Raw genomic sequence first — 24,145 nt, 5'->3', positions numbered from 1 at the left:
CCTTCATTTAGAAATGATTTTGCAGACTCAAAAATGCTCTAATGATCGGTTGATCCGGCGGGCTGATGTTATCCGGCAATCGGTTCACTTCAAAAAATCGGACCTCTTCCACTTCGGTCTCCTCTTTACGGATCGTTCCACGATACTCTCGGCACAGATAAGCGGTCACCACGTTATAAACTTCGTCCCCGTGCGGATACTTGTAATAAAGCTCATGCCCCGAGAAAACATCCATCAATTCGAGCTGAATGGCCTCCAAACCCGTCTCTTCAAACAATTCTCTCCGGGCTACTTGCTCCAACGATTCCCCAGGTTCCAGCGATCCCCCGGGTAACCCCCACATGCCGTTATCCGTTCTTCTCTCCAGCAAAATGGAGTCACCGTCGATAACCACAACACAAGCCCCTATCATAATTAAAGGTCTGGTACCCACAATCTTTCTTAAATCCATAATATAGCCCATGGGGGATCACTTCTTTTCCTGGTTATTAATAGCTCAAAACCAAAATGGGATTTGAAAAAGCAATATCAGAAAAACTGCAAAAACCAGGCTCCCTAAGAAATTCCATAGAAAAACATAAGTACATAAAATGGCGTTATTCCAGCTATATACGTCAATTTTGGGAAAATAGAGGAAATTTGTGTCGCTATTTTCTCAAAGCTCAAGGAATATCCGCCTTCTGGGCCGCTCAAAGGAAAAATAAGAACAAAAAATTCCGCTAATGGGGATGGACATGCCTGGCTCCAGAAAATAAGTACATAAAGTTCCGCTATTTTGCAGGCCCAGCCGGCGGTTCATCGTTCAGTAGTCGTTCCTATCAAACACCGATTTTTAAGTTGAGCTTAATTTAGTACTTTATTGTATTTACTCGAAACAGCACGAAACACAATAAATAAATGAAGCACGTAATGCCAAACAGCTTAAAAATGCTGGGTGTCAGCAGCATATACAAGCTGTACGGAAAACTCCAGATGAACGAAATCAATAAAATTAGACTCCGGGACAAAGCAAGACCCACGCAAAATAAAACAGCCGGGAGAACCAGCATAATAAATGTAATCAAAAGACTAATCCGATCAAAGCCGTTAAAATATGGGTTAAACCACAGCAGAACCGCCCATAAACCAACGGTAACCATACTTGCCGCATAACCGATTCGTTTGATAAGCCCTAACGACGGCTTAGTATAACCGCTGCTCATAGCTCTCCTTTAGCGAAGCGGCCACCTCATCGGCGGAAAGTTTTAATTTTTCCGCATGGTTGGCGATAATTTTTGCCGGATTCGGAAGCTTCTCTGGTTTCGGCCAATAGCTGTCATCCCACACATGCGACCGTTTGAACGCTTTGGCGCAATGCATGTAACATTCCTCAACTTTCACTCCGATCCCCAGCACCGGAACTTTTCCGAAAGCCTCCATGTTCTTTAGGATCTCCTGATCTTTCACGATCCAGGCCTGTCCATTGATTCTTAACGTCTCCCCCAGCCCGGGAATCATAAAAATCAATCCGATCCTTGGATTTTCGAGAATGTTCCGCAAAGAGTCAAATCGTTTATTTCCGGGACGTTCGGGAATAACCAAATGGTGGTCATCCATAACGTGTACAAAGCCGGCGGCATCTCCGCGCGGAGATACATCACAAAATCCCGCCGAATCGGCAGTGGACAGGAAGATGAGCGGGGACTTGGAAATAAAGTCGTGGCAATGCCGGTCTATGACCGTTATCGTTTTGTTCTTAACCAATTCTTTCGGAAATCCACATAACGTCCGGAGCTCCTCCTCCGAATTAACGATGTCATTAAAAATAGATGCTTTCACTTGAAATTCCCCCTGCGGATGATCTTATGGACGCTGGCTATAGTTCTGGGATTTTTACTTCTGCGATTGATCTTACAATAAAATCAGCCGCTGACAGATCTTGATTCCCCGAGTTTGGATTCACGAATCCGATGCATCGCATACCGGCGCTTTTCGCTGCCGCCACCCCGTGTTTGGCATCCTCCAGGACACAGCAATGCTCCGGTTCCACGTTCATCGCCCGCGCGGTTTCCAAATATACATCCGGAGCGGGTTTCCCCCTGGGAACCTCTTCCCCGCTTGTGATGCATGCGAATTCATGCAGGATGTTGAATTTGCTTAACACCTTTTCGATAAATATTCTGGGGGACGATGAGGCCAAACCGATCGGAATGTTCCCATCACGCAACTTCTGAATGAGCTCTCGTATCCCGGGAATGGGTTCAATGTCCGATTCATCCAAATAGGCAAGTTTTTTCGTTAATTGCAGTTGAATCAACTCTTCAATCGAATGCGGCAATTGATATTCATCCTTGATTAATCTCCACATTTCGGGATTGGTCATGCCCACGTATTGCTCCAGTTTTTCTTTGCTGCTGGCAACGCCGATTGAGTTCAACGTGTATAGATCAACTTCAAAATGCAGCGGTTCGCTATCAATAATTACGCCGTCCATATCAAAAATAAATGCTTTCAGCATGCTATTCATGTTATCTCCTTCTCTGAACTAGTTTCTCGGCTAAAGCCCGGGCGTCTTAGCTGGAATACAAAGAGCAGTAAGTATTCGTAAAATTCCCCGCCGACAAATCCTCTTTCCGTATGAAAAATTGCAGTGCTCCGGCATCCCACCAGCAAAAACCAACCTCCTGGTCCGAATCTAACGCCAGCAGCAAAAGCGTATCGCAGACTTCCTGCTTCGCCTTGTCCGAATCCCCTTTCAAGTGCGCCGTGATCCGCTCCATGGCCGCTTCCTCGGAATAGTTGTATTGCTCCCCGGTCAATATCCCCAGCGCCGCTTCCATTTCGCAATCCCCATGCTGGGTAGCCGGATAACCGAACAAACCCGCCAGGTCGCCGGAAGACAAATCGCTCAACTCGAAGCAAAAATCCTCGTACTGCCCGTAGTCATGTTCCTCATCCTCAACCTTCTCGTAATCCACATAGCCGTAATTGGGCGGCTCCAGCGTGGCTCTGGCCGTCACCCGGTAACCGTTAAACGGTTCCTCAAGGGCCGTCACTTCAGGTGAAGGACGACGCCTGGCCTCCTTAAGCTCCTCTTCATGCAGGTACACCACTTTGTGTTCAATATGATAAGCCGGTTCATCCACTCCAACGAAAAAATACAGCACGCCGTCCTGCGGGAGCCGGGAAGCTTCGTCATGAGGCGCCAATTCACGCAGGCGCAGCTGCGCCAGAAATGTCATAGGTGTTCCGCCGGAAATCAGCGGCCACGCCACGTTCGGCGGCAGATCAGGATCTCCGCCGATGCGGGAAGGGCAAATTTCCGTGTAATCTTCCGCCCCGGTCTTGGACAGGCGGATACCCTGACGCACCGTCTCTTTCAAATAATCCAGCGCATGCTCAAATTGATGTTCACGGACCGTCCGCTCCAGCTTATTCTTATCGTTTTCGCTTAACATGGTCTCCACCCTCCCGGTTCTTTCTATATCATTTGTTTTCCAACCGCTTCACCAGCTCCGCAAATCCTTGCCCTGCAGCGCCCCTTCCACCAATTGCGGCAGCATGGCAGGCGTGCAGGCAAAACTAGGGGTTCCGTCTTTAGCAAAAGTCCTGGCCAACTGCTCATCATAAAACGGTTTCCCTTCATCCGACAGGGCAAGCAAACATAACGTCTTGACGCCGGCTTCCTTCATCTCCCGCATCCGCCGGATCAGCCGGGATTGATTGCCCCCCTCATAGAGATCGGAGATCAGGATGAACAGCGTTTTCTTCGGTTCTTTAATGAACTGTTCGCAATAGGCGACGGATTTATCGATATTTGTGCCGCCGCCAAGCTGAATACCGAACAGCATATCCACCGGATCGTTCGCGCATTGCTCGGTTAGATCGACCACCTCGGTATCGAAGACGACCACCCGGGTATCCAGGGCGGGAATGCTGGCAAAAATGGACCCGACCACCGACGCCCAGATCACCGATTCCGCCATGGAGCCGCTCTGGTCGATATCGACGATAACCGTCCATTCCTTGCTCCGCTTCGCACGGTCAAAGTAATAGAACCTTTCCGGGATGATCCGCTTATGCTTTGCATCGTAATGCTTCAAATTCCGCTGGATCGTCCGCTTCCAGTCGATTCCGCTAAGCGAGGAAAGCGGCGTATGCTGACGGCGGTTTAACGCCCCGGTGACCGCTTTCTGGAGCTCATGGCTCATCCGCTTAACCAAGTCATCCACCACCGCCTGCACAAGCATCCGTGCGGTGTCCTTCGTCTTCTCCGGAATCTTCCCTTTGAGCGAAAGCAGCGTGCCAACGAGCTGGATATCCGGTTTTACGGTGGCCAGCACCTCCGGCTCGAACAGCAGCTGCTTCCAGCCCTTACGTTCCATCGCATCGTTTTGGATCACCGAGACCACGTCTTCCGGAAAAAAAGTCCGTACGTCACCAAGCCACTGCGCGAGGCGGGGCATGGACTTCCCATGGCCCGCACCGCGCGAACCCATACCGCTCCCGGACGCTCCTTCCCCGCCTTCTGCCGTTTGATCATAAATGGCCGCGAGCGCGCGATCCATAATCAACTCATCGTCCGAGAGCTCCACTTGCCCTCCGCTGCCGTACCGGCCAAGCTCCCCTGCTGCGGCCGCGCCCAGAATAAGCCGCCAGCGGGGCAAAGCCGTTTGATTTACTGCTTCCGCCATCGTCTATAAATCCTCAAAATCAAAATCATTAAGTTCGTCCAGCATCCGGGCTTCATCCTCCTTAAGCTCATCCATCATGATTTCGGCCGCCTGCTCCGGCTCCACACCCCACAATTCGCCAAGCAGCTCGGCGACCATCGTTTTTTCCTTCTGGCTAAAGACACTGAATGCGCGGCGCAAAAAAACCAGTGACCGCACAAACTCGTGATCCTCCAGCGTACTGATATATTCGTTAAGCTGCTCCCATAAGCTCATACGCGACAGCAGGGCATAGCGGTTGCGCATCGCCAGACCCTCAAACCAGCCGGCGCCCAGGTCGGCCGGAATTCCCGGCGAGAGCCGGCGCGAAACTTCGGCAGCGCATTGCTCGGCCGTCAGTTCCCCCCGCTCCAGCAAAATCGCACACGCCAGACCGGACAACCTGGGATGGGCGTCATCCCTGTCCGACAAAGCGCTCAGTTCCTCAAGCCACAGCGCTTCATTCACCTCATCGCTATGCTCCGCAGCGATATGGTTCAGCTCGTTCATCGCTTCCGCCATCGCCTGCGCCGCTTCATCATTGCATTGGCTCGCATCTTGCAGAAACAATGCGGCGCGCAAAAACAGCTGCTGCAGCAAAGGGATCAGCGGGGCCGTATCCATTCTGCGAATGCCGCCGAAGCGGATAAGCTGGGACAGACTTCTCGCCGCGGCCGCAATTTCCACGACATTCCGGCTCTCGACCGCCAGACTTTGCAGGGCCGTTCGGCCGGCCTCCATCTGCTGAATCATCCCGCACTCGTAGGCAACGGATATTAGCGCGGAAGCCTCCCTGATCGTTGAGCAGTCCTCCAGCCGCTGCTGCAAAACGAAGGCCGCGGCGGTTTCCACGGTTTCGCCCAGCAAATTGGATTCCACCACTTCGATTTCCACTTCCGGCGACCATTGGACGACCCAATGCTCCGACCAAACAGCCTGATCGGCGGACCTTCCCCGGTCTTTCACAAAATGAATGCCGAGCAGCTTCAAACGATGGAACCAAATCGAACGGTTCAAATCGAGATAGGCCGCTTCCTCGGAATTCACCCGCCGGTTTTCCCGCAGATCCAGGGCAAGGTCCTGGGCAACCGCGGTTTTGTATTTTTCCAGCTTAAGCCGCTTCAGCTGGCGGTTCACGTCGTCCTGAATCGGCGTCTGGCTGACGCCTTCGGCCAGGGCCCCGATCGCCGTCCCCACCTCCGTACGCGCGAGCGCTTCGGCGACCACGGCGAGTTCCCCATGGCCCAGGAGCGTTTTGGCGGCATCTCTGAGGTCCATCAGCGCAGGCAGGCTACCGCCATGCAGGGCCGACAGGGATTCGGCGAGCCTGACCGCCTCGATCACCTCGGCCGTGGAGCGGTACGTTCCCGTCTTTCGCAGATCCGCGGCCACGGAAGCCAGATAACGATGCGGCAGTTCCCCCAGCGTCCCCCGCTGCATTTGCTCCCACATCATTTCAAAATAGTACGGCGCAGTATTCCCCGCCCCATACCCGGTTATGGACGAAAGCCGCAAATAGGAGTACGGCATCAGCGTCAGCTTCGTCTTGCGGGAAGGAAGCTGGGCCAGTTCGCCGTCGCTCATCGCGACGGAAAGATCCTGGAGCGCGGAAGCGTGATACGCCCCGCAAATGACCACGATCTGTTCAGGCTTATGCCCAGCTGCGATCACATCGGCAATTTGCCGGCACATATACGCTTCGCGCACCGCATTATAGGCGTATTCGAGCGTTTGGCTGCGCCGCTCCTGCTCCTCCGTCAGCTCCCGCATCTGCCCGGAATACGCCAGGATGGCCTGACGGTATGCATCCGGATGCAAATTGTGCTCAAAATTACGTTCCCAATAAGCGTCATAATCATATTCGCCGGCGATTTCCGCGATCCTGCCGTACAAGGAGCTTTCTGGCTCAGCGCTTTTTTCCGATACCCGGCCTCCTCCTTCCGGGGGAGTGTCCTCGCTGCCGTTGGGCCGGATCTCTTCCTGATCACGGGCGGCGCCGCGAGCATCCTGCAGACAAACTGCGGAGGACGAAGGCAAATCGATAAAAGCGCAGTGCGCCTCGTGCTTTCGGGCCCAAAGCATCGCCTGATATTCCGGCGAATACACGGCAAACGGCCAAAGCACGGTCCGAACCGGAACCTCCTCGGTGAAGGCCAATATCGCAACCGGCGGCTTGGTCGAGGTGTTCGTCAAATGCACGATTTCGGCGGAAGCATCCGCAGGACCTTCGATCAGCACCGCCGTTGGCTTTACCCGATCGAGGAAGCCGGCCACATGGTAAGCGCCGGCCGGCGACAGGTGCCGGACGCCAAAAATATGCACGCCAGCGCCGCTAGCCGTCTTCATTGATTCATCTCCTTGCAAGCGTTGTACAGACCGCGCCAGCTTGCTCCGCGTTTTTTCATCACATTGTCCAGATATTCCTTCCATACGAGACGATCTTTGTCGTCATCTTTCACGATCGCCCCCTGCAGGCCTGCGGCCAAATCCTCGTCGGTCATTTCCCCGCCGCCAAAGCTGGCCGCCAGCGCTATGCTGTTGGTGAGCAGCGAAATGGCTTCCGCCGTGGAGATGACCCCCGCCGGGGATTTCACCTTCTCTTTTTTGTCCAGTGTCATGCCGCTGCGCAGTTCTCTAAAGATCGTCACAACCTTTTGCAGCGCTTCGTCCGCAGGAACAGCCGCCTGCAAATCATAGGAAGCGGCGATTTCGCTGACGCGCTTCTTCACGATTTCCACCTCGGTTTCGAGGTCCGCCGGCGCAGGCAACACGATCATGTTAAAGCGGCGTTTCAGCGCCGTCGACATTTCGTTGACACCCCGGTCGCGGGTGTTGGCTGTAGCGATTATGCTGAACCCTTTGCGCGCATTGAGTTCCTTACCAAGCTCGGGAATGGAGATCGTTTTCTCCGACAAAATCGAAATCAGGGCGTCCTGCACCTCGGAAGCGCAGCGGGAAATTTCCTCGAAACGGGCAATGCCGCCCGCTTCCATAGCCCGCATGATCGGGCTCTTCACCAGCGCCTCCGGCGTTGGCCCCTGGGCGAGCAGCATAGCGTAGTTCCAGGAATAGCGGACCTGCTCTTCCGTCGTCCCCGCCGTCCCTTGCACAACCAGCCCGGAGTTGCCGTAAATGGCCGCGGCCAGATTTTCCGACAGCCAGGACTTGGCCGTACCCGGCTCCCCGATCAACAGCAACGCGCGGTCGGTCACCAGCGTCGCAATCGCCATTTCAACGAGGCGCGGATTCCCGATATATTTCGGCGTGATCACTTGGCCGCCGGCCGTCCCGCCGACGATAAATTTAAGCACCGACTGCGGGGACATTTGCCACCCGGCCGGGATTTTTCCTTGATCCTCACGGACCAATGCCTGCAGTTCTTCCTGATACAAAAGCTCCGCCGGCTTGCGCATAATCTCCTGCATTGTGGATTCCGTACTCATCACCGTTTCGCTCCTTTATGATAAAAATATGAGTTCAAAAAGTCGGGTTTTCAGCACCGAGAAGATTGGATGAAGCTAGGGACTGAGTAGCGGAGCGTACGTTTTGGGTACGTGAGCAACTGAAATGTTTCCGCAGGAAACATTCTTCGGAAGCATCCACTTGGTCCGGCTGAATTCAAGATTCGACGCCCGATCCACTTCATAGCCTGCTTCGTGATCAAAAGACGACTTTTTGAACTACCTCTTAAATGGATGATTCCATCGTTTTTAGAATATATCCCAGTTGCTCTACGCTGTTGTTGACGAATTTGGGTATGGCCTTGCGGATTCGCTCCGCATATGAGGCGGGAAGCCGGCAAAGCTGGTCGAACAGAAACGGTTCGATTTCGTGGCATTCCGTATTCCGCTCGTCTTCCAAAGCCCGGACGAGCGCTTCATGCAGCTCGTTCTCCGCGATTCCCGCGCGAACCAGCCCCATGACCGCCAAATTGGCAAATCGGTTGCGAAATTCCGGCGAATTGCTCAGCTTGGTAAGCAAATAGGATGCGGCGGCCACATGTCCCGGTCGAGCGAAAGCGCTGGCCAGTGCCAGGTGATCCAGGGTGATGAAATGGTCCAGCCAGCGCGGGTCCCAATTTGCGGCGATTTCCTCCGGCGTCGGCATATCCACCCGATAGACATAGTTTTTTCGTTCATTTGTCCAGACCGGCGTCATTTCCTGATATCTGCGGTTAACGACCAAACCCTCCATTGTCTCGAGCAGTTGCTTGGCGTAATTGGCGCTTTTGCTGATGGCCGAAGCATTCAACCGGTCTTGCAAAATACCGGCGTACTCCTCATACAAGCGTTCCGGAGGCAACGCGGACTGCGCCTTGACAAAGGTATCACGCACATACGTGTTCGTGCCCGCCGTTTTTTTCATTTCGATTTTTACCGCGGCCCTTACAAGCTCATCCCCCTCAGCGGAGCCGGCTTTTGTTATGTACTGCATCGCTTCGTTCGTTAAAAAGGCCCAGCCGAGCGTGTAAGCATAGTGTGCATAGTTCCGCAGAACTCTGAAAAATATCTGTTCCAGCTCAGGGATCGTTTTATGGTGCAGCGCCCAGAAATAACGTCTCGCCAGCATCGAGATTTCCTGCGTTTTCTCCTTATCCGCTACGCCCGCTTCCACAGACTGAACCAGTTCGGCAAAATCTCTGGCCAGCCACCCGTTTAACCGCTCCGATTGGCTTCGGTTTAACGCCGGGCCTACCAGCTCGCTATCTTTGCCTTTGGAAACCTCATACAGACGTTCGGCCGCGCTTGCCCAGTCGCTGTCCGCCAACGCCTGGTACGCTGCTTCGCGAATGCTCTTCTTCTTGTCGCGGCTGAAATCGAGCAAGGCTTGCTCATATTCGGCATGCCCCGCAAGCAGACGAATCGCCGTCGTCCGCACTTCATCGGAACCCGAAACGGCGGCCTCATAAATGACAGGCAGCGCTTGTTCGCCGCCATTACTCGCGATGACGGTCAGCTTGCGAGCTTCAAGCTTCCCTCCGGCGGGCTCAAAGCTTCGGGTCAAATATGGTACGATGGCAGAACCGTAGCATGGCAAGATGTCGGTCATCGCAAAGTCGGCGATTTCCACGTAAGGGTCGTTTAAGGCTTCTATGGCAAAAGGAAGGAGACGCAGATCCTGAAACAATCCTTCGCGGAACGCTTCGACAATGATTTCATGGCGTCCCCCGCCCCGGGTGGTAAGCGCCTGGCGGACTACGGACAATTTCCGGTAAGATGCGTACGTCTTCAAGGAAACGGGCTTGTTTTTCAAAGGGGCCGTCTCACTCTCGGCAGAACCTTTTCCTTGGGTACGCAGCACCGACTGAAGGAGCAGATTAATATCCTGCAGCCGCTGGGCCGAATCCGCCCCACTATCTCCGGCAATCAAAGATTCGATACCTGCGGCGAGTTTTTTAAATACAGGCGCCCGCTCGCCCAGCTGTTGAAAAGACGGAAGCAGCCGCTTCAATCGAAAATCCCCGGATGCCAGATCGCTCCCGGCAATATAAAGCCGCCGGATTTCTTCGTTCAGCTCAAACAGTAAGGTTTGACTCATTATGCTTGTTCCTCCAATTCGGCTTGTTAGTAGAGCAACCGTACCAGCTCTTGTTGGTTTAAAATACTGAGCGGCTGAACCGTTAGCCGGCCGCTTTGGGAATTATGGTGAAACATCCCCAGCACGGCGATGTCCTGAAGACGCTCATCCGGCAAAAACCTCATAAGTTGGACGGTTCCGTCGTCCAAAACATCGCGCAGCTCCAACGTGTCCCCTTGAGCATCGGCAATAAACAGCCGGCCTTCCGAATCGGTGACCACCTTTTCTACAGACAGCAGCGCGACCGGGTTAGGATCACCCAGCGGATTTTTAAGCTGGTTTTTGACCCGCTTGACGGTGTCGGCGAAGGATGAAGCGGCGCAGCGGTAAATTTGGCCAAGATCATTCTCCTTCAAGGCTCTTGTGGTCATGGATTCGAAGCGGACGCGCCGGTTCAGATCGCCAGGGTAGCGGTAAAGCTCCGGCACGGCGGCCACCTCAAAAAAGCTGTCTTCTTCACGCATTAATTTCGCTGCTTTATAAGGACGGTACTGGACCGTGTAATGAATTTCCCCGCTATCCGGCTGAATCCAATAACCGCAGTCGACGTATTCCTGCCGGGCAGCATCATCATAGCTCAAAAAGGCAAGCTGAATCAGCTCGGTTCCCGGAGCGGCCAATCCCGCCTCCTTCAGTTCGGTCAGCTGCCAAGCATGCCCGAGCCATTCCTCGATGGAAGACTCATGGTCCAGCGCCAGCTCAGGATCTTCCAGCCTTGCGGACAGATGCGCCCGGCCTTTTTTGATGAAAGCATGAATGACGGCAAGCTGCTCGGCAGCCAACGAATAGGCTTGCTCCGTATTTTGCCGCTCCGATAAGGTCAGCAGCAGCTTGCTAAGCTGAATTTGCGCGCCGGCCAAATAGTGGCTTTTCATTTGCTTCGCATGCTCCTGAATCACTTTTAGCTCTTTCGTATCCAGGGTTCCGAGTCCGCGCCGGATCAAAGACTGCGTTAACTTCTCGAGCAGCTCCAGCCCTTCCAGTTGCGCCGTGATTTTTTTCTTAAGCGCTGATTTATTGACTTTCTTCGGCTTGGCCACGGCTCCAGCAGCGGCCTCCTGCGCTTTTTTCTCTTCCCGCTTCCCGGCTTTTTCCCGTTTGGCCGCCAGATCTCCAGGCACCTCTGCCGTCGTGAACGGCTTCCCTTCCGCATAGGCATACAAAAGACCAAGTACATGCTTGCACGGGAATTGCCGGCTCGGACAGCTGCACCGCATAACCGGTTTGTCGGGAACGGCGAAATCCGCAGATGGCGCGTAAGGCGTTTTTCCGCTTCCCGCACACAAGCCAAATAGCACCTGTTCATCCTCGGATCGGTGCAGCTCGATGTACTTGCCTTTTCTGTTCAAATCTTGACCGTTCTTAATCGCCGCGCTATTCGGTGCCTGTGAGTCGATCCAAGTTTCCCTAATCTCAATCAAACGTAGTTCCCCTCCGCCATCGGTAAGTTTACTGCTCTGCCAAAATTATCATATAAGTCTTTCTTCTATATAATACCTAATATTCGCAGCCTTCCCTACCTACTAAAGTCCCAATGGGAACATATATTCTTATATATTTATGCTTTACCTAAGAACTCAACTTTCGCAGCAAAAAATCGGCAGGCCAGCAAGATGTAGCTGGGGCTAACATTTCGAGCAGTGTCACAAATCGACGCCAGGTGAGGGGCTATCTAAATGGTTCGTGTCTTGGTGTCTTGGTGTCTCGGTGCCTTGGTGTCCCTGCCTGCAACCTTTGCACGATTATCCCTTTCGTTCAGAGAGCTGGGGGTGGGGGCTAGAGCAAGGGTGCCAAAAAAGAGAGGGGAAAAAATGAGGCGGTTCAGGTGAGATTTTCGGCTTGATAAGGGAACGTACGTTTGGTATACTGAAGTAAATCGAACACATGTTCATAAATTCTTGATTCGGGGGCGAGCGAATATGGAGGTCAATGCGGGAACGGAACTTCAACCATTCAGCAGCCGTTATAACAGCGAGCAGGCCTGCATGGAGGCGCTGATCGCGATGAAGTGGCCGAACGGCTTCGTCTGCCCGCGCTGCGCTCACACCCGGTGCAGTCGTCTGACCTCTAGGCATATCCCCCTGTTCGAATGCGGAAAGTGCAAGCATCAAACGTCGGCTTTGGTCGGTACGATTTTTGAAGGAACGCATTTGCCCCTGCTCAAGTGGTTCGAGGCCCTGGATTTGTTCCTGCTTGAGGGCGGCATCTCGGCGATTCGGCTGAGCCAGGTGATCCGAGTCACTTACAAAACCGCCTGGTTGATGCTGCACAAAATACGCCATGCCGTCGGGGAGTTCGATGCCCAGGAACTGCTCTGTGGAGATGTGAAGGTGAACAGCGATCTGTACGGGCGCGATCCGTCCCGGTGTCAGTTTTCGCATCCGTATGCCACGGCGGTCGTAGCGGGATGCACGGTGACGGAGTCGGGCGAGCCGGAGCAGGTCAAAATCCGCCTGGTGCCGCATAAAAGAGGAGACGGACAAAGGGCAAACCGTCACGAACTCGCCGCGTTCATCAACGGGCATGTAGATGTCCGTACATCGTCTGTACAGTCGTTCCCTCTAGCCTTTCGTCTGTATGCGCCTTTGCGGAAAGTGGTGAGAGAGGCGTGGGAATCGCTGAAGAGTACATATATAGCCTTGGGACTGAAGCATCTGCAGGCATATCTTAACGAGTACACCGGACGCCGCCAGCTGCACCTGCCCGGAGCGAAAGAAACGATGCGGCAGAAGTTGCTGCGCATGTGTGTGGCGATTCCGGCGATCCCCTACCGCCGGCTGATCGCGCGCCAACCGAACCAGCCCCTTGCGGCTGCGGCCTGATCGAGACGCTTGAACGGCGAGGGGAGTTTGATGCAGATCAACTTAATGGGTAGGGGTTAGCTTAATGCGGATCGACTTGATTGGTGTGAGTTAGCATGAACGGTGTGGGCGTTGCTGCAGAAGGAAGGGTACAGGCTACAACAAAATCACGGTCTTTTCGTTTCCCTCGCGTCTTGTCCTTGATCTCCTGTCTTGATCTCTTGTCCGGTCTGTTTCACCTCCCCTAAACCTGATTCCTTCTCCTAAGCCCGTCTAAATGATCTCGAACCGATCTGTTTCTCCACTAAATATTTTCTTCTCCCGAGCTTGTCTGTTTCTCTGCTACCTGAGCAATTGTTACCTGATTAAACGGGATAATCGTGCAAAGTCTCTGGACAGCGAGTGTTGATCTGCCGCTCAAAGACTCAAGCTGATTTTGCTCTGCGAAAGTTGAGCTAAGAAGATTCACTTAATTAACGGTAAAAAAATCTCATCCACAATTTCAGCAATTGTGTCCTGTGACACAGGCTCATAGGTAATTAACACCTCATGTCTAACAAGATCAACAGGCAGCCTTGCAATTCGTGGAGTAATTTTCTCCTGCCTAATTTCTCCTCGCTCTACTGCCCGATTCAGAATGGTTTGCATGGTATTGGTTCTTCGGAAACTGATCAATTCAGATAAGGGTATACCCGTTAGAACAGACATTAATCCATGAATCGTTTCTGGCCCAATTTGACGGAGCATTTCATTCAATCGATTCAGTACGATGATGACATCGCTTCGCAGATCGCCAGTATTAGGGACTTCATCCGGCGGTGCCGGTAAATTATTCTGAATTGCTGCCAAGACAAGCTCCTCGCGATTTGGCCAACGCCGATAAATAACTGGCTTACTGGTTTGAGTCCGGGCAGCAACCCCTTCTATTGTAAGACTCGGAAAACCAACCTCCATCAGTTCATCCCATGCTGCTTGAAGAATGGCGGCTTCTAATTCCGCTCCTCTTCGTCTAGTCGTAGACTCTCCTTCATTTTTCTTATTCATATTTAGCCCTCCAATAAAACACGTTGCGTTTCTTATGTGTTTATTATATCATAAACTCAAATAAGAAACCATAAGTATCTAATATTGAAAAGGAGTGAGCATGCATGGATAAACAAATTGAACAAACAGCCAATAAAAAAATAGATCCGGCCGTTATGAAAATGGCATGGATTCTGTTGGTTGGACTTCTAGCCCCTTTATTCGATACCACCATAATGAATGTCGCAATCGATACGCTTGGAAATGCTTTACACGCGTCCGTTTCAACGATTCAGTGGGTGATGACGAGTTATTTAATTGCCCTTGGTATTGTTATTCCCATTTCAGGATGGGCACTTGATCGTTTTGGCGGTAAAAAGATATGGATATTGGCTTTAAGTTTATTTTTAATTGGGTCTGTTTTATCAAGTTTGTCATGGAATGTAGGAAGTCTCATTGCTTTTCGGGTGATTCAAGGATTGGGTGGTGGCTTAATGATGCCAATCATGCAGACCATGATTGTGCGGGCAGCTGGCGGAGAGAAATTAGGTAAATTAATGGCCATTGTTGGTTTACCTGTACTTATCGGACCTATTCTTGGACCTGTATTAGGTGGGGTTATTATTAATTATCTTAACTGGCGTTGGATTTTTTATGTCAATCTTCCTGTTTGTTTAATCGCTTTAATCCTAGCCGTATGGGGTTTACCCAAAGATGATGCCACAAATCAGCCTCAAAAACTGGATATCCTTGGTTTATCCTTGTTATCACCTAGTATCGTGTTGATTATTTATGGGCTTACCAAAGTAAGCTCAGATCATGGCTTTTTTCATAGTTCAGTCATCGTCCCTATTGTCGTTGGAGTTTTATTTCTGCTGGTCTTCTGCCTCTATGTTTTAAGAAAATCTAACAATCCAGTAATAGATATACGTATATTTAAAAGCATGCCCTTTACCGCATCCTCTTGCCTTTTGTTTTTATCAGGTCTATCCTCTTATGGAGGCATGTTATTACTACCACTCTATTATCAACAAGTTCGCGGGGAGAGTGTTCTCGCTTCAGGGTTATTATTGATTCCTCAAGGTATAGGGATGTTATTGACGCGTTCATTAGCAGGTAAACTTACAGATACAATCGGCTCTCGATGGATCGTGCTCTGCGGTACCCTTCTAACAATATTCGGAACCATTCCCTTTGCCTTTTGCAGAGCCAATACCAACGAATTTCTGCTTGCCATTGCCCTCGTTGTCCGTGGCGGAGGACTTGGCGGAGTTATGCTCCCTATTATGGCAACAGCTTATGAAGGATTAAGTAAAGAACAGGTCCCGCATGCCAGCAGCGCCACTCGGATTCTACAGCAAATCGGGGGAGCTTTTGGTGCTTCAGTGCTTGCAATCATCTTACAAAATCAAATGACCTCTCAATCTGTTATTAATATAACTACGCGGAACGCGGCTTTTAATCATACATTTATGTGGACAGTCGGCTTCACTTTAATTTCACTCCTTTTCATAGCCTTCTTACCTAATAAAAAATCCAGTAAGAAATAAGTTAATTACACTAAAAAAAGAGATCAAGCCATTCTGGTTGATCTCTTTTTTAGAACTTCATATCGATGGGCATTCAAATACAACGCTCAAGATTTTTAGTGATGCGAAAACGTCTTTCTCCTTACGAAACGTCTGTCTACCCAATAAACAACGAGCAGCGACAACAAGCCGACACCGATCGGTATACCGAACGCTTCATACGAAAATGGCGCTCCTTCAAGCTTAAGCTGGCTTGTGGCGCGGTACTCCAGCCGCTTGGCGGCGAACTTTGCCGTCCGGATATCTTCCTGCTGCGCCAAATCTTCAAACGCAGGCTCCATCGCGAACCGCTCCGGCACATCGCTGTGCAGATAAAGCTGCTTGGCCTTGCCGCCGTTTTCGTTCCAGCTGCGGATATCGTCCGCAGCGAGCGTTTTAACGTCCGGCCCCACAAAAATCATTTTGTCAAGCTGCGGAGCATTCGCTATTTGATACCGGGCGATCAGATTCAGACCGTGCCGGGTAACGACCGGCCCTTGTTTGCTTGTTATCGTCAAGTTTGTCGTCGTGCCGGAAGCTCCGTACGTATCAAAAGCTGAGGCTAACATCAGCTCGTCGGCCCCGTTATACAGCATTACCCCGTTCTTTTTCTTGCTCCATTGAAACGCATTGTTCAAAACATAGACGATATCGCTCAATCCGGCCGTGAATGGCTCCATTTGCGGATGCTCAACAAAATCGTAGGAAGGGTAATTCATTTCCTCCGCCACTTTCTTCGCCGCCGGCTCCCCCAAGTGCCGGGATATAACATACAGCGTGGCATCGATCCCCGAAGTCAGACCGGCCGAGGAGACTATGTTGCCATCAGGTACATAACGCTGATCCCTTTTCCAAGTCACTTCGGTATATTTCTTTTCCAATCTGCCGATATCCCCCCAATGCGTTGCCGCAGCTTTCCCGTTCAGCAAGCCGGTATCCGCCAAATTTTCCGCCCCATTGCAAATGGACAACAAGATCGTTTCCTTGCCTGAGTGTTTCCTGATCCAATCGCGGACAGGCATGTATTTAGTCTCATCCAAAATCGGCATGTAAGGAATCACGATGATATCCGGACTTTTACCCGTCAATTTGTCCAACTCGTCAAAAGTGTACTGCGGTACGACATCAAGGCCGCCCGTTAACGATTTGATGTTTTTGTCGGGAGCCGCCGCAAACACATTGTACGAACCCGTCATTGAGAACATTTCGTAGGGTACGAGAAAATCGAACACTTCGGTCACTTCATTCGCCAAAATAACGGCCACGGTCGGCTTTTTCGAATCATAGGCAGGAGCTTGGATGTTTTGTAAAGATGCAGGAACCGGCTTATCGTAAACCGACATAGCCTCCTGCATCGTGCTCATGAAACCAATCGCTCCGGTCCCTCCCACAACCAGAACGAAAACAAACACATACACGATGAAACGCCATACTTTTTTCACTCGTCTTCTCTCCCTTAATTTTCTCTAGTTAATGATTAATTGTTACTTACTTTCATATTTCAAGAATAAGAGGAGAAGGCAAATTAATAAACTCGCCCGAAGACTGAATTTTCCCTCGACTAAGGTCCAGGTAGAGGACTTTTCTCGAACGGCGGCCGAATGCTTGTTTCTTTCTATTATCATAGCTGACCGGCCCTTTTCTGAATATGACTCCATCAGGCTATCTTATTCGAGGTATTCGAGCCACAACTCTTATGTTCAATAAGGCAACACTCAAAAAAAAGAAGCGGGGTTCACCCGCCTCCATTCTCATTCAAGTGTCTTTTTTTTCAATATCCTAAATCAAATTATCGATGGTAAGAACTGCTTTCACATAAATGCTGAAGGCGCTCCATATAGTATCTAATTTCACGGCCTCATCTGGCTGATGGCCGCCCCCTTTTCCCGTCGGAAAGGGGGATTCTTCATCCATGCGCAGCGGTCCGAAAGCTACCGCTCTCGGGATCCATCTCGCATGTGTAATACCGCCCATCGCATAAGGCGGCAGGTCCGTGCCCAGCTCGCTATTCGCAAGCTTGCACAGCTCCATTATTACTGGATCATCTTTCGGAATATAATGAGGCGGACTGTCCTCACTGTGAGTCAGTTGAAAGCCGTAGCGGTTAGCGGCTGCGGATAGCCGCTTGCGAATGTCGTCGCCCTTTTGGGTCACACCGTAGCGAATATCGCATAAAACTTTGAGCCTTCCACCCTCTAATTTTACAACGCCCGCATTGCTGGTGGCCGCACCCGCTTCATCCTCAAACTCGATTTCCAGCCCTTTACCATAAGAGCTTTCGAAGCATTCCTTCACAAAACGCAGCGCTCTGACGGCCGCAGCCCCTTGCACAAGCCCATAGTCCAGAAGCGCAGCCGCCAGCTTTACCGAGGCGTTTTCCGTTCCTTCGGGAAAAGCGGCATGCCCTGCTTTTCCGTGTGCCGTAATGACCGTGACACTCCCCTCGAACGTGACCGTGAATGGACCTGACAGCCTTTTTTGGACTTCGGCCGGATCAAGTCCGCTTAAGCGGGCTGACGCCGAGGCGGGAATGACGTTGTATTCCTCCCCGCCGGCAAAAGCTAGCAGATTACCATCCATAACTTCGGTTTCAAAATCCGCTTTAAGCATCCCCTTTTCGGCAAAGCAAACGGGAAAATACGCATCCGGCACAAGGCCAAATTGAGGCGGCTCATGCCGTGATAGGAAGTACTGGATATCACGCATGCCGCTCTCTTCGTTGCAACCCAGAAACAAATAAAGACTGTGGCGCAAGCCGATACCGCTCTGAGCAAAAAACTTCAGCACATAAAGCGCCATTACGGCAGCCGTTTTATTATCAACCGCTCCTCTGCCGAACAGATAACCATCCTGTACGAACGGCTCGTAGGGAGGAAAGCTCCAACCCTCTCCTTCCGGCACGACATCCAGATGATTAAAAAATCCTATGCATTTGGGATGCTTTCCAAGCTGCGCCTTGACGCCATACCCATCAAACAGGGTCACATCCAGCCGTTCTCTTTCAAGCAGCTTAACCGCCTCATCCAAAACCTGGCCGCAGCCTGGGCCAAACGGCTGCGTACTATCGGAAGCAAACTTTTGCCCGACGCTTCTGATTCGGATTAAGCGCTTGGCATCCTCCACGATGTAAGCTTTATTTGCCGCTAAAAAAAGCTCTATTTCCTTGTTCAAATTGTTATTATCCATCAGATTTCACCTTGGTTCTCCATGGTCAGGCCAAGTTATCGTAACCTGTTCAACCTGCGGTCCAGTTCCTCCATCGTGTCCGTCGAGAGGCTTACCTGAGCCCCCAAAATATTCTCATGCAGGTGCCGTTCCTTTCTAATCCCGCAAATTACATTAACATACTCGTGCTTCGCCCTTAGATAGGCAATCGCAATCGCTCCTGCGGAAACTCCATATTCCTTGCCTATTTGTGTGAGATAGCCCGCAAAATCCACCGCGCGAGCAAATTTTTCACCCTGCCACCAACTATCTCCGTTACGGGGATCGTCTTTCGGTACCACATAATCTTTGCGGATATTGCCGCTGAGCAGCCCTTGGGCCAGCGGAGAATAAGCGTGAAAGCTGATGCCGTTCTCCTTGCACAACGTAAGAATTTCGGCTTCCACCTCTCTTGACAGCATATTGTATTTTCTTTGTACGATCGCTATTTCTCCTTGCTCGATATAACTCCGAATGTGATGCGGCTCGCAGTTGGATGCGCCGATCGCTCTTATTTTGCCTTCCTTTTTAAGCCGGAGCAGGGTATCGATGGTATCTTCTAGCGGCGTTAAAAATGGTTCGCAGGCAGGGTTATGCGTATAATAAATATCGATATAATCAGTGCCGAGTCTTTTCAGGCTCTGCTCCACTTCAATTTTTATGGTGCGCGGACTAAGATTGCGTTTGACCCGTTTGCCTTCCCAGGTAAAGCGGTAGCTGCCTTCGTCATCTCCCCACCATAAACCGCATTTGGTCGATAAAACCACTTTATCCCGCTTGCCCTTAATCGCTTTTCCGATGATCTCCTCGCTGTGTCCAAAACCGTAAACGGGGGCGGTATCTATGATATTGACCCCAAGATCAAGCGCCGTCTCGATGGCTCTAATCGACTCCGCATCATCGGTACCGGGAAACTGGAAGCCTCCGCCGATGCCAAAAGCGCCAAATGTGATCACGGAAGCTTGAATCCCGCTTTTGCCGATCTCCATGTATTTCATTGATCGAGCCTCAGATTGCCGGCAACGCCAACATTTTCATCGGCGTGCTCCTTGATAATAACGATGGTTTTAACATTAACGCCCTTAAAAATTCGTTCTGCGGTAATCTGGATGTTTTTCACCAGATCGCGTTTGGCCGAAACGGGCTTGCCGGGAGCGGTGTATACAAAAAAGGTGATTTCTTCATAATTCTTCTTAGTACTGTTTACTCGGGGAAGCTCAAGGAACGAAATAGTTTTCAGTTCAGGCGGGAGCAGGAGCGATTGTGTAACCGCAGTGCCGATTTCATTTACAAAAGTCTCCTTCTCGCTATCGTTCAGTGATGTGTTCGCAAATGCAATAACCGTTGCCATATTTGCCCATCTCCTTTTAGTATAGTCAGATTACAAGTATTACAAGTTATAGGGCTTTTTAACGCCGTGGTATGTTTCCAACAGCCAATCCGAGTATTCTTTCGAGGTTAAAATTTCAACGACCTTGTCAAGCCACTCTTTGTTTGCATCTTCGGTTCCTTTTTTGACTGCCAACAAAATGCCGCCGTATTGCTTGTATACTTCAGGCGTTTCCTGAAATAAAGCTGTGTCGATCGTTACCTCGGGATCATTCATCTGATACACCGTAATGGCGGGAGCGGTCATCGCATCCAAATCGGCAAACGCCCCCACCCTGCTGCGCGGATCAATCTCGATAAAATTCAATTTTTTCTTGTTTTCTTCGATATCCAGCAGCGTAGGCAAATCAACGCCTTGGCGAAGCTTGATCAGGCCGTTGTCCGCCAGAAGCTCCAGCTCGCGCGCGCGGTTGGCGGAATCGTTGGCTATGCCGATCTTGGCGCCTTCAGGCAAATCATCAGCAGTTTTGTATTTCTTAGATACAAATAGAACAGGTGTGGTATAAATATTAGGACCGTAACCAACAAGATGGGAATCATTGCTTTCGTTAAAGCTGTTCATATATTTCTCATTTTGAAAATAGTTTGCATCGATACTGCCGTCCTCGGTCGCGTTGTTCAGTGCGATATTGTCGTTGAAAACACGAGTCTCAATGTCATAGCCCTCGGGCTTCAGCTTTTTGGCCACATAATCAATATCCGGTTGCTCGCGGGCGATCACGCCGATAATGATGTGTTTGGATTTTCCGCCTGCGGAATCGGAGGTTTGAGCGCAGCCCGCAAGAACGGAAAACGAAACAATGCTAGCTGTAATTAGGGCGATGATGGAAGCTTTTCGCATGGATAATCCCTCATTTTTCGTAAAATTATTTTAGTTTTCGATAAAGCGCGTTGCCGCCAACTTGCATCAATTGAACGATAATGATTAAGATAACAACCGTACTATACATAATGGTGTCGTTGAAATTTTGATAGCCATAGGTAAGTGCAACGGCCCCCAAGCCACCAGCGCCAACCGTCCCCGCCATGGCGGTAAAACCAAGCAGCGAAACAAAACCTAACGTCAAATGGGAAATGACCGAAGGAATCGACTCGCTGACGATGACGTGAAACGTAATCTGCCAGTCGGACGCCCCAAATGATTTTGCCGCTTCAATAAGACTAGGATTCACTTCCTTGAAGCATCCCTCCAGCAGTCTGGCAATCAGCGGGGAGCCGACAATCGTGATGGAAAATATCGCGGCCGTCGTGCCGATGGTCGTTCCAACCACCAGTCTGGTCAAAGGAATAATCGTGATGATCAGGATAATAAACGGCACCGAACGGAGCACATTGATGACCGCGCTGGTCCCCTCATATACGAGCTTGTTGGGACGTAGTCCCTTAACATCGGTCGTGACCAGAATGAGTGCAAGTATGAAGCCGAAAACCGTGCAGGTAACGACAGTGCCCCCAAGCATAATTAGCGTATCGATCAGACCGGGGATTATGATTTGGTTTAGCATCGTCTGGAAGTCATATTGATACATCAAAGTTGCCTCCATTCCGTGCAGCTTCGATCCAAGTAGGCTTTGACTTTTTCAAAATCATGTTCATCCACCGCAAGGGTAAACGCCCCTGCAATGCTATCCACGTACCGGTCCAAACCGCCCCACACCAATTCAAACGGCACGCCAGTCGCCAATGCAAAATTGGAAAGTACATCTGTCTGATCAGGCCGCTGAACGATTTCAAACTTTACCTTCCCTTCATCGCCATCGCCGCCTTCTGCGCTTCTAACCCCAAGAAAGTCGTTTAAGACGTCGGAGCGTTTCAGGAATATCTCTTGCACTGAGCCGGTTATTCTCAGCCTGCTTTCACTTAACACGGCAATGTTGTTGCAGGTTTCCTTAACGACTTCCATCTGGTGAGTCACAATGACAATGGTTATGCCAAGCTCCCTGTTAATCTTTTTAAGAAGTGCAAGTATGGACTTGGTGATGTTCGGATCCAGTGCGCTGGTCGCTTCGTCACACAATAAGATATTGGGATTCATGGCTAGCGCTCTGGCAATGGCCACGCGTTGCTTCTGTCCTCCCGACAGCTGACTTGGAAAGGCGCGGACTTTGTCCGAAAGCTCCACCAGCTCCAATAACTCATAAATGCGCGCTTCCGCTTCTTCCTTTCTATAGTGAAAACATTTCATCGGAAATATAATGTTGTCGTAGACGTTTTTTCGCTCAAGGAGTGAAAATTGCTGAAAGATCATTCCGATTCCCTTGCGGAAATTTCTAAGTTCGGTTCCACGCAAACTAGTAATGTCAATCCCGTTGACGAAAAGTGTCCCTTTTTCAAAACTTTCCAGCCCGTTAATGCATCGTAACAAGGTGGATTTACCCGCTCCGCTTACACCGACAAGACCGAAAATATCTCCGTCCTCGATGGTGACATTAATACCAGATAAAACCGGCTTATCACCGTAGGATTTATATAAATCTTTTATTTCAATCATATCTGCTCCCCCCTCTGCTTCCCGTTGTAGTGAGACAAAGCGTCTCTAAATGATGATGAGTAAGACAAGGAGCCTCCGGTTTGTCCGGTCAAGCAAATGCAATTTTGTTCGCGTTTTCCCAAAATTATATCGATCTAATTTTAGAATAAAAAATAATTACCGGTTAGCCGATAGCATTAACTTAAAATCACATCAGATTACTTGGAATAATGCTAACAGACGTCTCGATTTCTGTCAACCTAAAAATCAACCTGGAGAAATTATGATATACTGATCACATTATATTTGAAATTTAGTCATTTTTAAGGAAATGTAGAGGGGGGAATACAGTATGTCGTCATCCCAGAAAAAGCGGGTTACTCTTCAGGATGTGGCCGATGATGCGGGCGTTTCCCGCGCCACGGCTTCTCTGGTGGTCAGAGGCAGTAAAGCGATCAAAGAGAGCACACATAAAAAGGTAATCGGTTCGATGGAGAAGCTAGGCTATGTATACGACCGGGTAGCTGCTAGCTTTCGTTCCCAGCGCTCATCAACGGTTGGCGTCATCATTACGGATATCGAAAATCCGTTCTATCCCATTATGCTGTCCAGCATCGAGGATATTTTTTATGAACAGCGATTTACCGTACTTCTAGGCATGTCATCCGAGTCGTTAGAAAAGCAGGAACGCGTGCTGAATACGATGCTGGAGCATCGGGTAAGCGGTATTATACTCACCCCTGTTCCCGGAACTCCCCCGTCCATTTTTACTAAACTGCGGAATATGAATATACCTGCGTTGTTGATAGGGCGGGAAATCCAAGATTTGGATGCCGACTATATCGGGACAGACTACCGCCTGGGTTCACAATTAGCCATTCGTCATCTGGTGCAGCAAGGTCACAGGCGAATTGCTTATTTGGGAGGGAAGCCTCCTGGCAGCACCGCTTACCGGGAGCGGGTGGAGGGCTATTGTACAGCGCTGCGGGAATGTGGGCTTGAGGTCGATCCTGAGCTAATTATTCCCAGTCCGGTGAATCGAGAAGGAGGTATCCAAGCCTTAAAAGAGGCGCTTGAGCTCCAGGATCCGCCGACTGCCTGTTTATGTCACAATGACATCATTGCTCTAGGCGCCATTATGGGTTTACAGCTTCAGGGACTGGTTGCCGGTGAACACATGGCAATTGTAGGCTTTGATAACATTCAGGAGACAGAAACCGTCAAACCAGAGCTGACCACCGTATCCATTTCCCAGGACCGGTGGGGCATCGAAGCGGCCAAACTAATGCTGCAAAGAATTGAAGGGTTTCAGGGCAATTCCGTAAAAATAATCATTCCGCCCCGGCTTATTGTCCGAAAATCTTCTGTTTTTACCGAAGGATAATTCATCCCCAAGCTTAATACTTCACCCCATTTTTGTTA

General features: G+C 50.5%; 20 protein-coding genes. 3 read left to right on the top strand and 17 right to left on the bottom strand.

All coding sequences use genetic code 11. The features are described from left to right. Nucleotides 1-7: 7 nt before the first annotated feature. From ACLD72_RS07450 to ACLD72_RS07410, 9 genes are all read right to left on the bottom strand, one after another. Nucleotides 8-463: an NUDIX hydrolase gene (locus ACLD72_RS07450; RefSeq protein WP_411002731.1), complete on the bottom strand. Its 456-nt coding sequence runs from the start codon at nt 461-463 to the stop codon at nt 8-10. Between the two features lie 719 nt (nt 464-1,182). Then, on the bottom strand, nt 1,183-1,818 hold the full coding sequence (locus tag ACLD72_RS07445; protein ID WP_411002735.1) for a pyridoxamine 5'-phosphate oxidase family protein: 636 nt from the start codon (nt 1,816-1,818) through the stop codon (nt 1,183-1,185). Nucleotides 1,819-1,855: 37 nt separating this feature from the next. After that, a complete protein-coding gene (locus ACLD72_RS07440) occupies nt 1,856-2,506 on the bottom strand; it encodes an HAD family hydrolase (protein ID WP_411002736.1) in 651 nt (216 codons plus the stop codon). A 46-nt stretch (nt 2,507-2,552) separates the two neighbouring features. Next, nucleotides 2,553-3,437, bottom strand: a complete 885-nt coding sequence (locus ACLD72_RS07435; protein WP_411002737.1) for a YwqG family protein — start codon at nt 3,435-3,437, stop codon at nt 2,553-2,555. A gap of 48 nt (nt 3,438-3,485) precedes the next feature. Continuing rightward, on the bottom strand, nt 3,486-4,673 hold the full coding sequence (locus ACLD72_RS07430) for a VWA domain-containing protein (RefSeq protein WP_411002738.1): 1,188 nt from the start codon (nt 4,671-4,673) through the stop codon (nt 3,486-3,488). A 3-nt stretch (nt 4,674-4,676) separates the two neighbouring features. Beyond that, nucleotides 4,677-7,037, bottom strand: coding sequence for a DUF5682 family protein (locus ACLD72_RS07425; protein ID WP_411002739.1), 2,361 nt, complete (start codon nt 7,035-7,037; stop codon nt 4,677-4,679). Then, entirely contained in the window at nt 7,034-8,134 is a 1,101-nt protein-coding gene (locus ACLD72_RS07420) for an ATP-binding protein (protein WP_411002740.1), read from the bottom strand. Before ACLD72_RS07420 ends, ACLD72_RS07425 begins: the two co-directional genes overlap by 4 nt. Before the next feature lie 244 nt (nt 8,135-8,378). Continuing rightward, nucleotides 8,379-10,229, bottom strand: coding sequence for a HEAT repeat domain-containing protein (locus ACLD72_RS07415; RefSeq protein WP_411002741.1), 1,851 nt, complete (start codon nt 10,227-10,229; stop codon nt 8,379-8,381). 26 nt (nt 10,230-10,255) lie between these two features. Further along, complete coding sequence (locus tag ACLD72_RS07410) at nt 10,256-11,689, bottom strand: SWIM zinc finger family protein (protein WP_411002742.1); 1,434 nt, start codon at nt 11,687-11,689, stop codon at nt 10,256-10,258. Between the two features lie 498 nt (nt 11,690-12,187). Here ACLD72_RS07410 and ACLD72_RS07405 point away from each other — a divergent pair, with 498 nt between their 5' ends. Further along, nucleotides 12,188-13,090 carry a transposase gene (locus ACLD72_RS07405; RefSeq protein ID WP_458475669.1) on the top strand — a complete coding sequence of 301 codons (903 nt, stop codon included), beginning with the start codon at nt 12,188-12,190 and terminating at the stop codon, nt 13,088-13,090. Nucleotides 13,091-13,534: 444 nt separating this feature from the next. Here ACLD72_RS07405 and ACLD72_RS07400 read toward each other — a convergent pair whose 3' ends face one another. Continuing rightward, nucleotides 13,535-14,113 (bottom strand): TetR/AcrR family transcriptional regulator, encoded by a 579-nt coding sequence (locus ACLD72_RS07400; RefSeq protein WP_411002164.1) that lies wholly within the window; start codon nt 14,111-14,113, stop codon nt 13,535-13,537. 104 nt (nt 14,114-14,217) lie between these two features. Between ACLD72_RS07400 and ACLD72_RS07395 the strand changes: the two genes are divergently transcribed. After that, nucleotides 14,218-15,642, top strand: coding sequence for an MDR family MFS transporter (locus ACLD72_RS07395; protein WP_411002165.1), 1,425 nt, complete (start codon nt 14,218-14,220; stop codon nt 15,640-15,642). Between the two features lie 95 nt (nt 15,643-15,737). Here the strand turns inward: ACLD72_RS07395 and ACLD72_RS07390 are convergent, their stop codons facing one another. The 7 genes from ACLD72_RS07390 to ACLD72_RS07360 all read right to left on the bottom strand — a co-directional run bounded on the left by ACLD72_RS07390 (nt 15,738) and on the right by ACLD72_RS07360 (nt 22,744). Beyond that, nucleotides 15,738-17,102: a DJ-1/PfpI family protein gene (locus tag ACLD72_RS07390; RefSeq protein ID WP_411002166.1), complete on the bottom strand. Its 1,365-nt coding sequence runs from the start codon at nt 17,100-17,102 to the stop codon at nt 15,738-15,740. Between the two features lie 337 nt (nt 17,103-17,439). Beyond that, nucleotides 17,440-18,846: a Sapep family Mn(2+)-dependent dipeptidase gene (locus ACLD72_RS07385; RefSeq protein ID WP_411002167.1), complete on the bottom strand. Its 1,407-nt coding sequence runs from the start codon at nt 18,844-18,846 to the stop codon at nt 17,440-17,442. Between the two features lie 35 nt (nt 18,847-18,881). After that, nucleotides 18,882-19,862, bottom strand: coding sequence for an aldo/keto reductase (locus ACLD72_RS07380; protein WP_411002168.1), 981 nt, complete (start codon nt 19,860-19,862; stop codon nt 18,882-18,884). Beyond that, nucleotides 19,859-20,215 carry a hypothetical protein gene (locus ACLD72_RS07375; RefSeq protein WP_411002169.1) on the bottom strand — a complete coding sequence of 119 codons (357 nt, stop codon included), beginning with the start codon at nt 20,213-20,215 and terminating at the stop codon, nt 19,859-19,861. Before ACLD72_RS07375 ends, ACLD72_RS07380 begins: the two co-directional genes overlap by 4 nt. 39 nt (nt 20,216-20,254) lie before the next feature. After that, the gene (locus tag ACLD72_RS07370) at nt 20,255-21,094 is read right to left on the bottom strand and encodes a MetQ/NlpA family ABC transporter substrate-binding protein (RefSeq protein WP_411002170.1); all 840 of its coding nucleotides are present in this window, start codon (nt 21,092-21,094) and stop codon (nt 20,255-20,257) included. 25 nt (nt 21,095-21,119) lie between these two features. Beyond that, nucleotides 21,120-21,782 carry a methionine ABC transporter permease gene (locus ACLD72_RS07365; RefSeq protein ID WP_411002171.1) on the bottom strand — a complete coding sequence of 221 codons (663 nt, stop codon included), beginning with the start codon at nt 21,780-21,782 and terminating at the stop codon, nt 21,120-21,122. Continuing rightward, nucleotides 21,782-22,744, bottom strand: a complete 963-nt coding sequence (locus ACLD72_RS07360; protein ID WP_411002172.1) for a methionine ABC transporter ATP-binding protein — start codon at nt 22,742-22,744, stop codon at nt 21,782-21,784. Before ACLD72_RS07360 ends, ACLD72_RS07365 begins: the two co-directional genes overlap by 1 nt. A 370-nt stretch (nt 22,745-23,114) precedes the next feature. Between ACLD72_RS07360 and ACLD72_RS07355 the strand changes: the two genes are divergently transcribed. Then, nucleotides 23,115-24,107: a LacI family DNA-binding transcriptional regulator gene (locus tag ACLD72_RS07355; RefSeq protein ID WP_458475667.1), complete on the top strand. Its 993-nt coding sequence runs from the start codon at nt 23,115-23,117 to the stop codon at nt 24,105-24,107. Nucleotides 24,108-24,145 lie beyond the last annotated feature (38 nt).

This window comes from Paenibacillus lacisediminis, from assembly GCF_046567315.2.
This window is presented reverse-complemented; position numbering and strand designations above follow the sequence as displayed.

Bases quoted from the DNA above. Each gene is read 5' to 3' on its own strand.
- ACLD72_RS07450 (WP_411002731.1), bottom strand. From the start codon at position 463: ATGGGCTATATTATGGATTTAAGAAAGATTGTGGGTACCAGACCTTTA.
- ACLD72_RS07440 (WP_411002736.1), bottom strand. From the start codon at position 2,506: ATGAATAGCATGCTGAAAGCATTTATTTTTGATATGGACGGCGTAATT.
- ACLD72_RS07435 (WP_411002737.1), bottom strand. From the start codon at position 3,437: ATGTTAAGCGAAAACGATAAGAATAAGCTGGAGCGGACGGTCCGTGAA.
- ACLD72_RS07430 (WP_411002738.1), bottom strand. From the start codon at position 4,673: ATGGCGGAAGCAGTAAATCAAACGGCTTTGCCCCGCTGGCGGCTTATT.
- ACLD72_RS07425 (WP_411002739.1), bottom strand. From the start codon at position 7,037: ATGAAGACGGCTAGCGGCGCTGGCGTGCATATTTTTGGCGTCCGGCAC.
- ACLD72_RS07420 (WP_411002740.1), bottom strand. From the start codon at position 8,134: ATGAGTACGGAATCCACAATGCAGGAGATTATGCGCAAGCCGGCGGAG.
- ACLD72_RS07415 (WP_411002741.1), bottom strand. From the start codon at position 10,229: ATGAGTCAAACCTTACTGTTTGAGCTGAACGAAGAAATCCGGCGGCTT.
- ACLD72_RS07405 (WP_458475669.1), top strand. From the start codon at position 12,188: ATGGAGGTCAATGCGGGAACGGAACTTCAACCATTCAGCAGCCGTTAT.
- ACLD72_RS07400 (WP_411002164.1), bottom strand. From the start codon at position 14,113: ATGAATAAGAAAAATGAAGGAGAGTCTACGACTAGACGAAGAGGAGCG.
- ACLD72_RS07395 (WP_411002165.1), top strand. From the start codon at position 14,218: ATGGATAAACAAATTGAACAAACAGCCAATAAAAAAATAGATCCGGCC.
- ACLD72_RS07385 (WP_411002167.1), bottom strand. From the start codon at position 18,846: ATGGATAATAACAATTTGAACAAGGAAATAGAGCTTTTTTTAGCGGCA.
- ACLD72_RS07380 (WP_411002168.1), bottom strand. From the start codon at position 19,862: ATGAAATACATGGAGATCGGCAAAAGCGGGATTCAAGCTTCCGTGATC.
- ACLD72_RS07375 (WP_411002169.1), bottom strand. From the start codon at position 20,215: ATGGCAACGGTTATTGCATTTGCGAACACATCACTGAACGATAGCGAG.
- ACLD72_RS07370 (WP_411002170.1), bottom strand. From the start codon at position 21,094: ATGCGAAAAGCTTCCATCATCGCCCTAATTACAGCTAGCATTGTTTCG.
- ACLD72_RS07365 (WP_411002171.1), bottom strand. From the start codon at position 21,782: ATGTATCAATATGACTTCCAGACGATGCTAAACCAAATCATAATCCCC.
- ACLD72_RS07360 (WP_411002172.1), bottom strand. From the start codon at position 22,744: ATGATTGAAATAAAAGATTTATATAAATCCTACGGTGATAAGCCGGTT.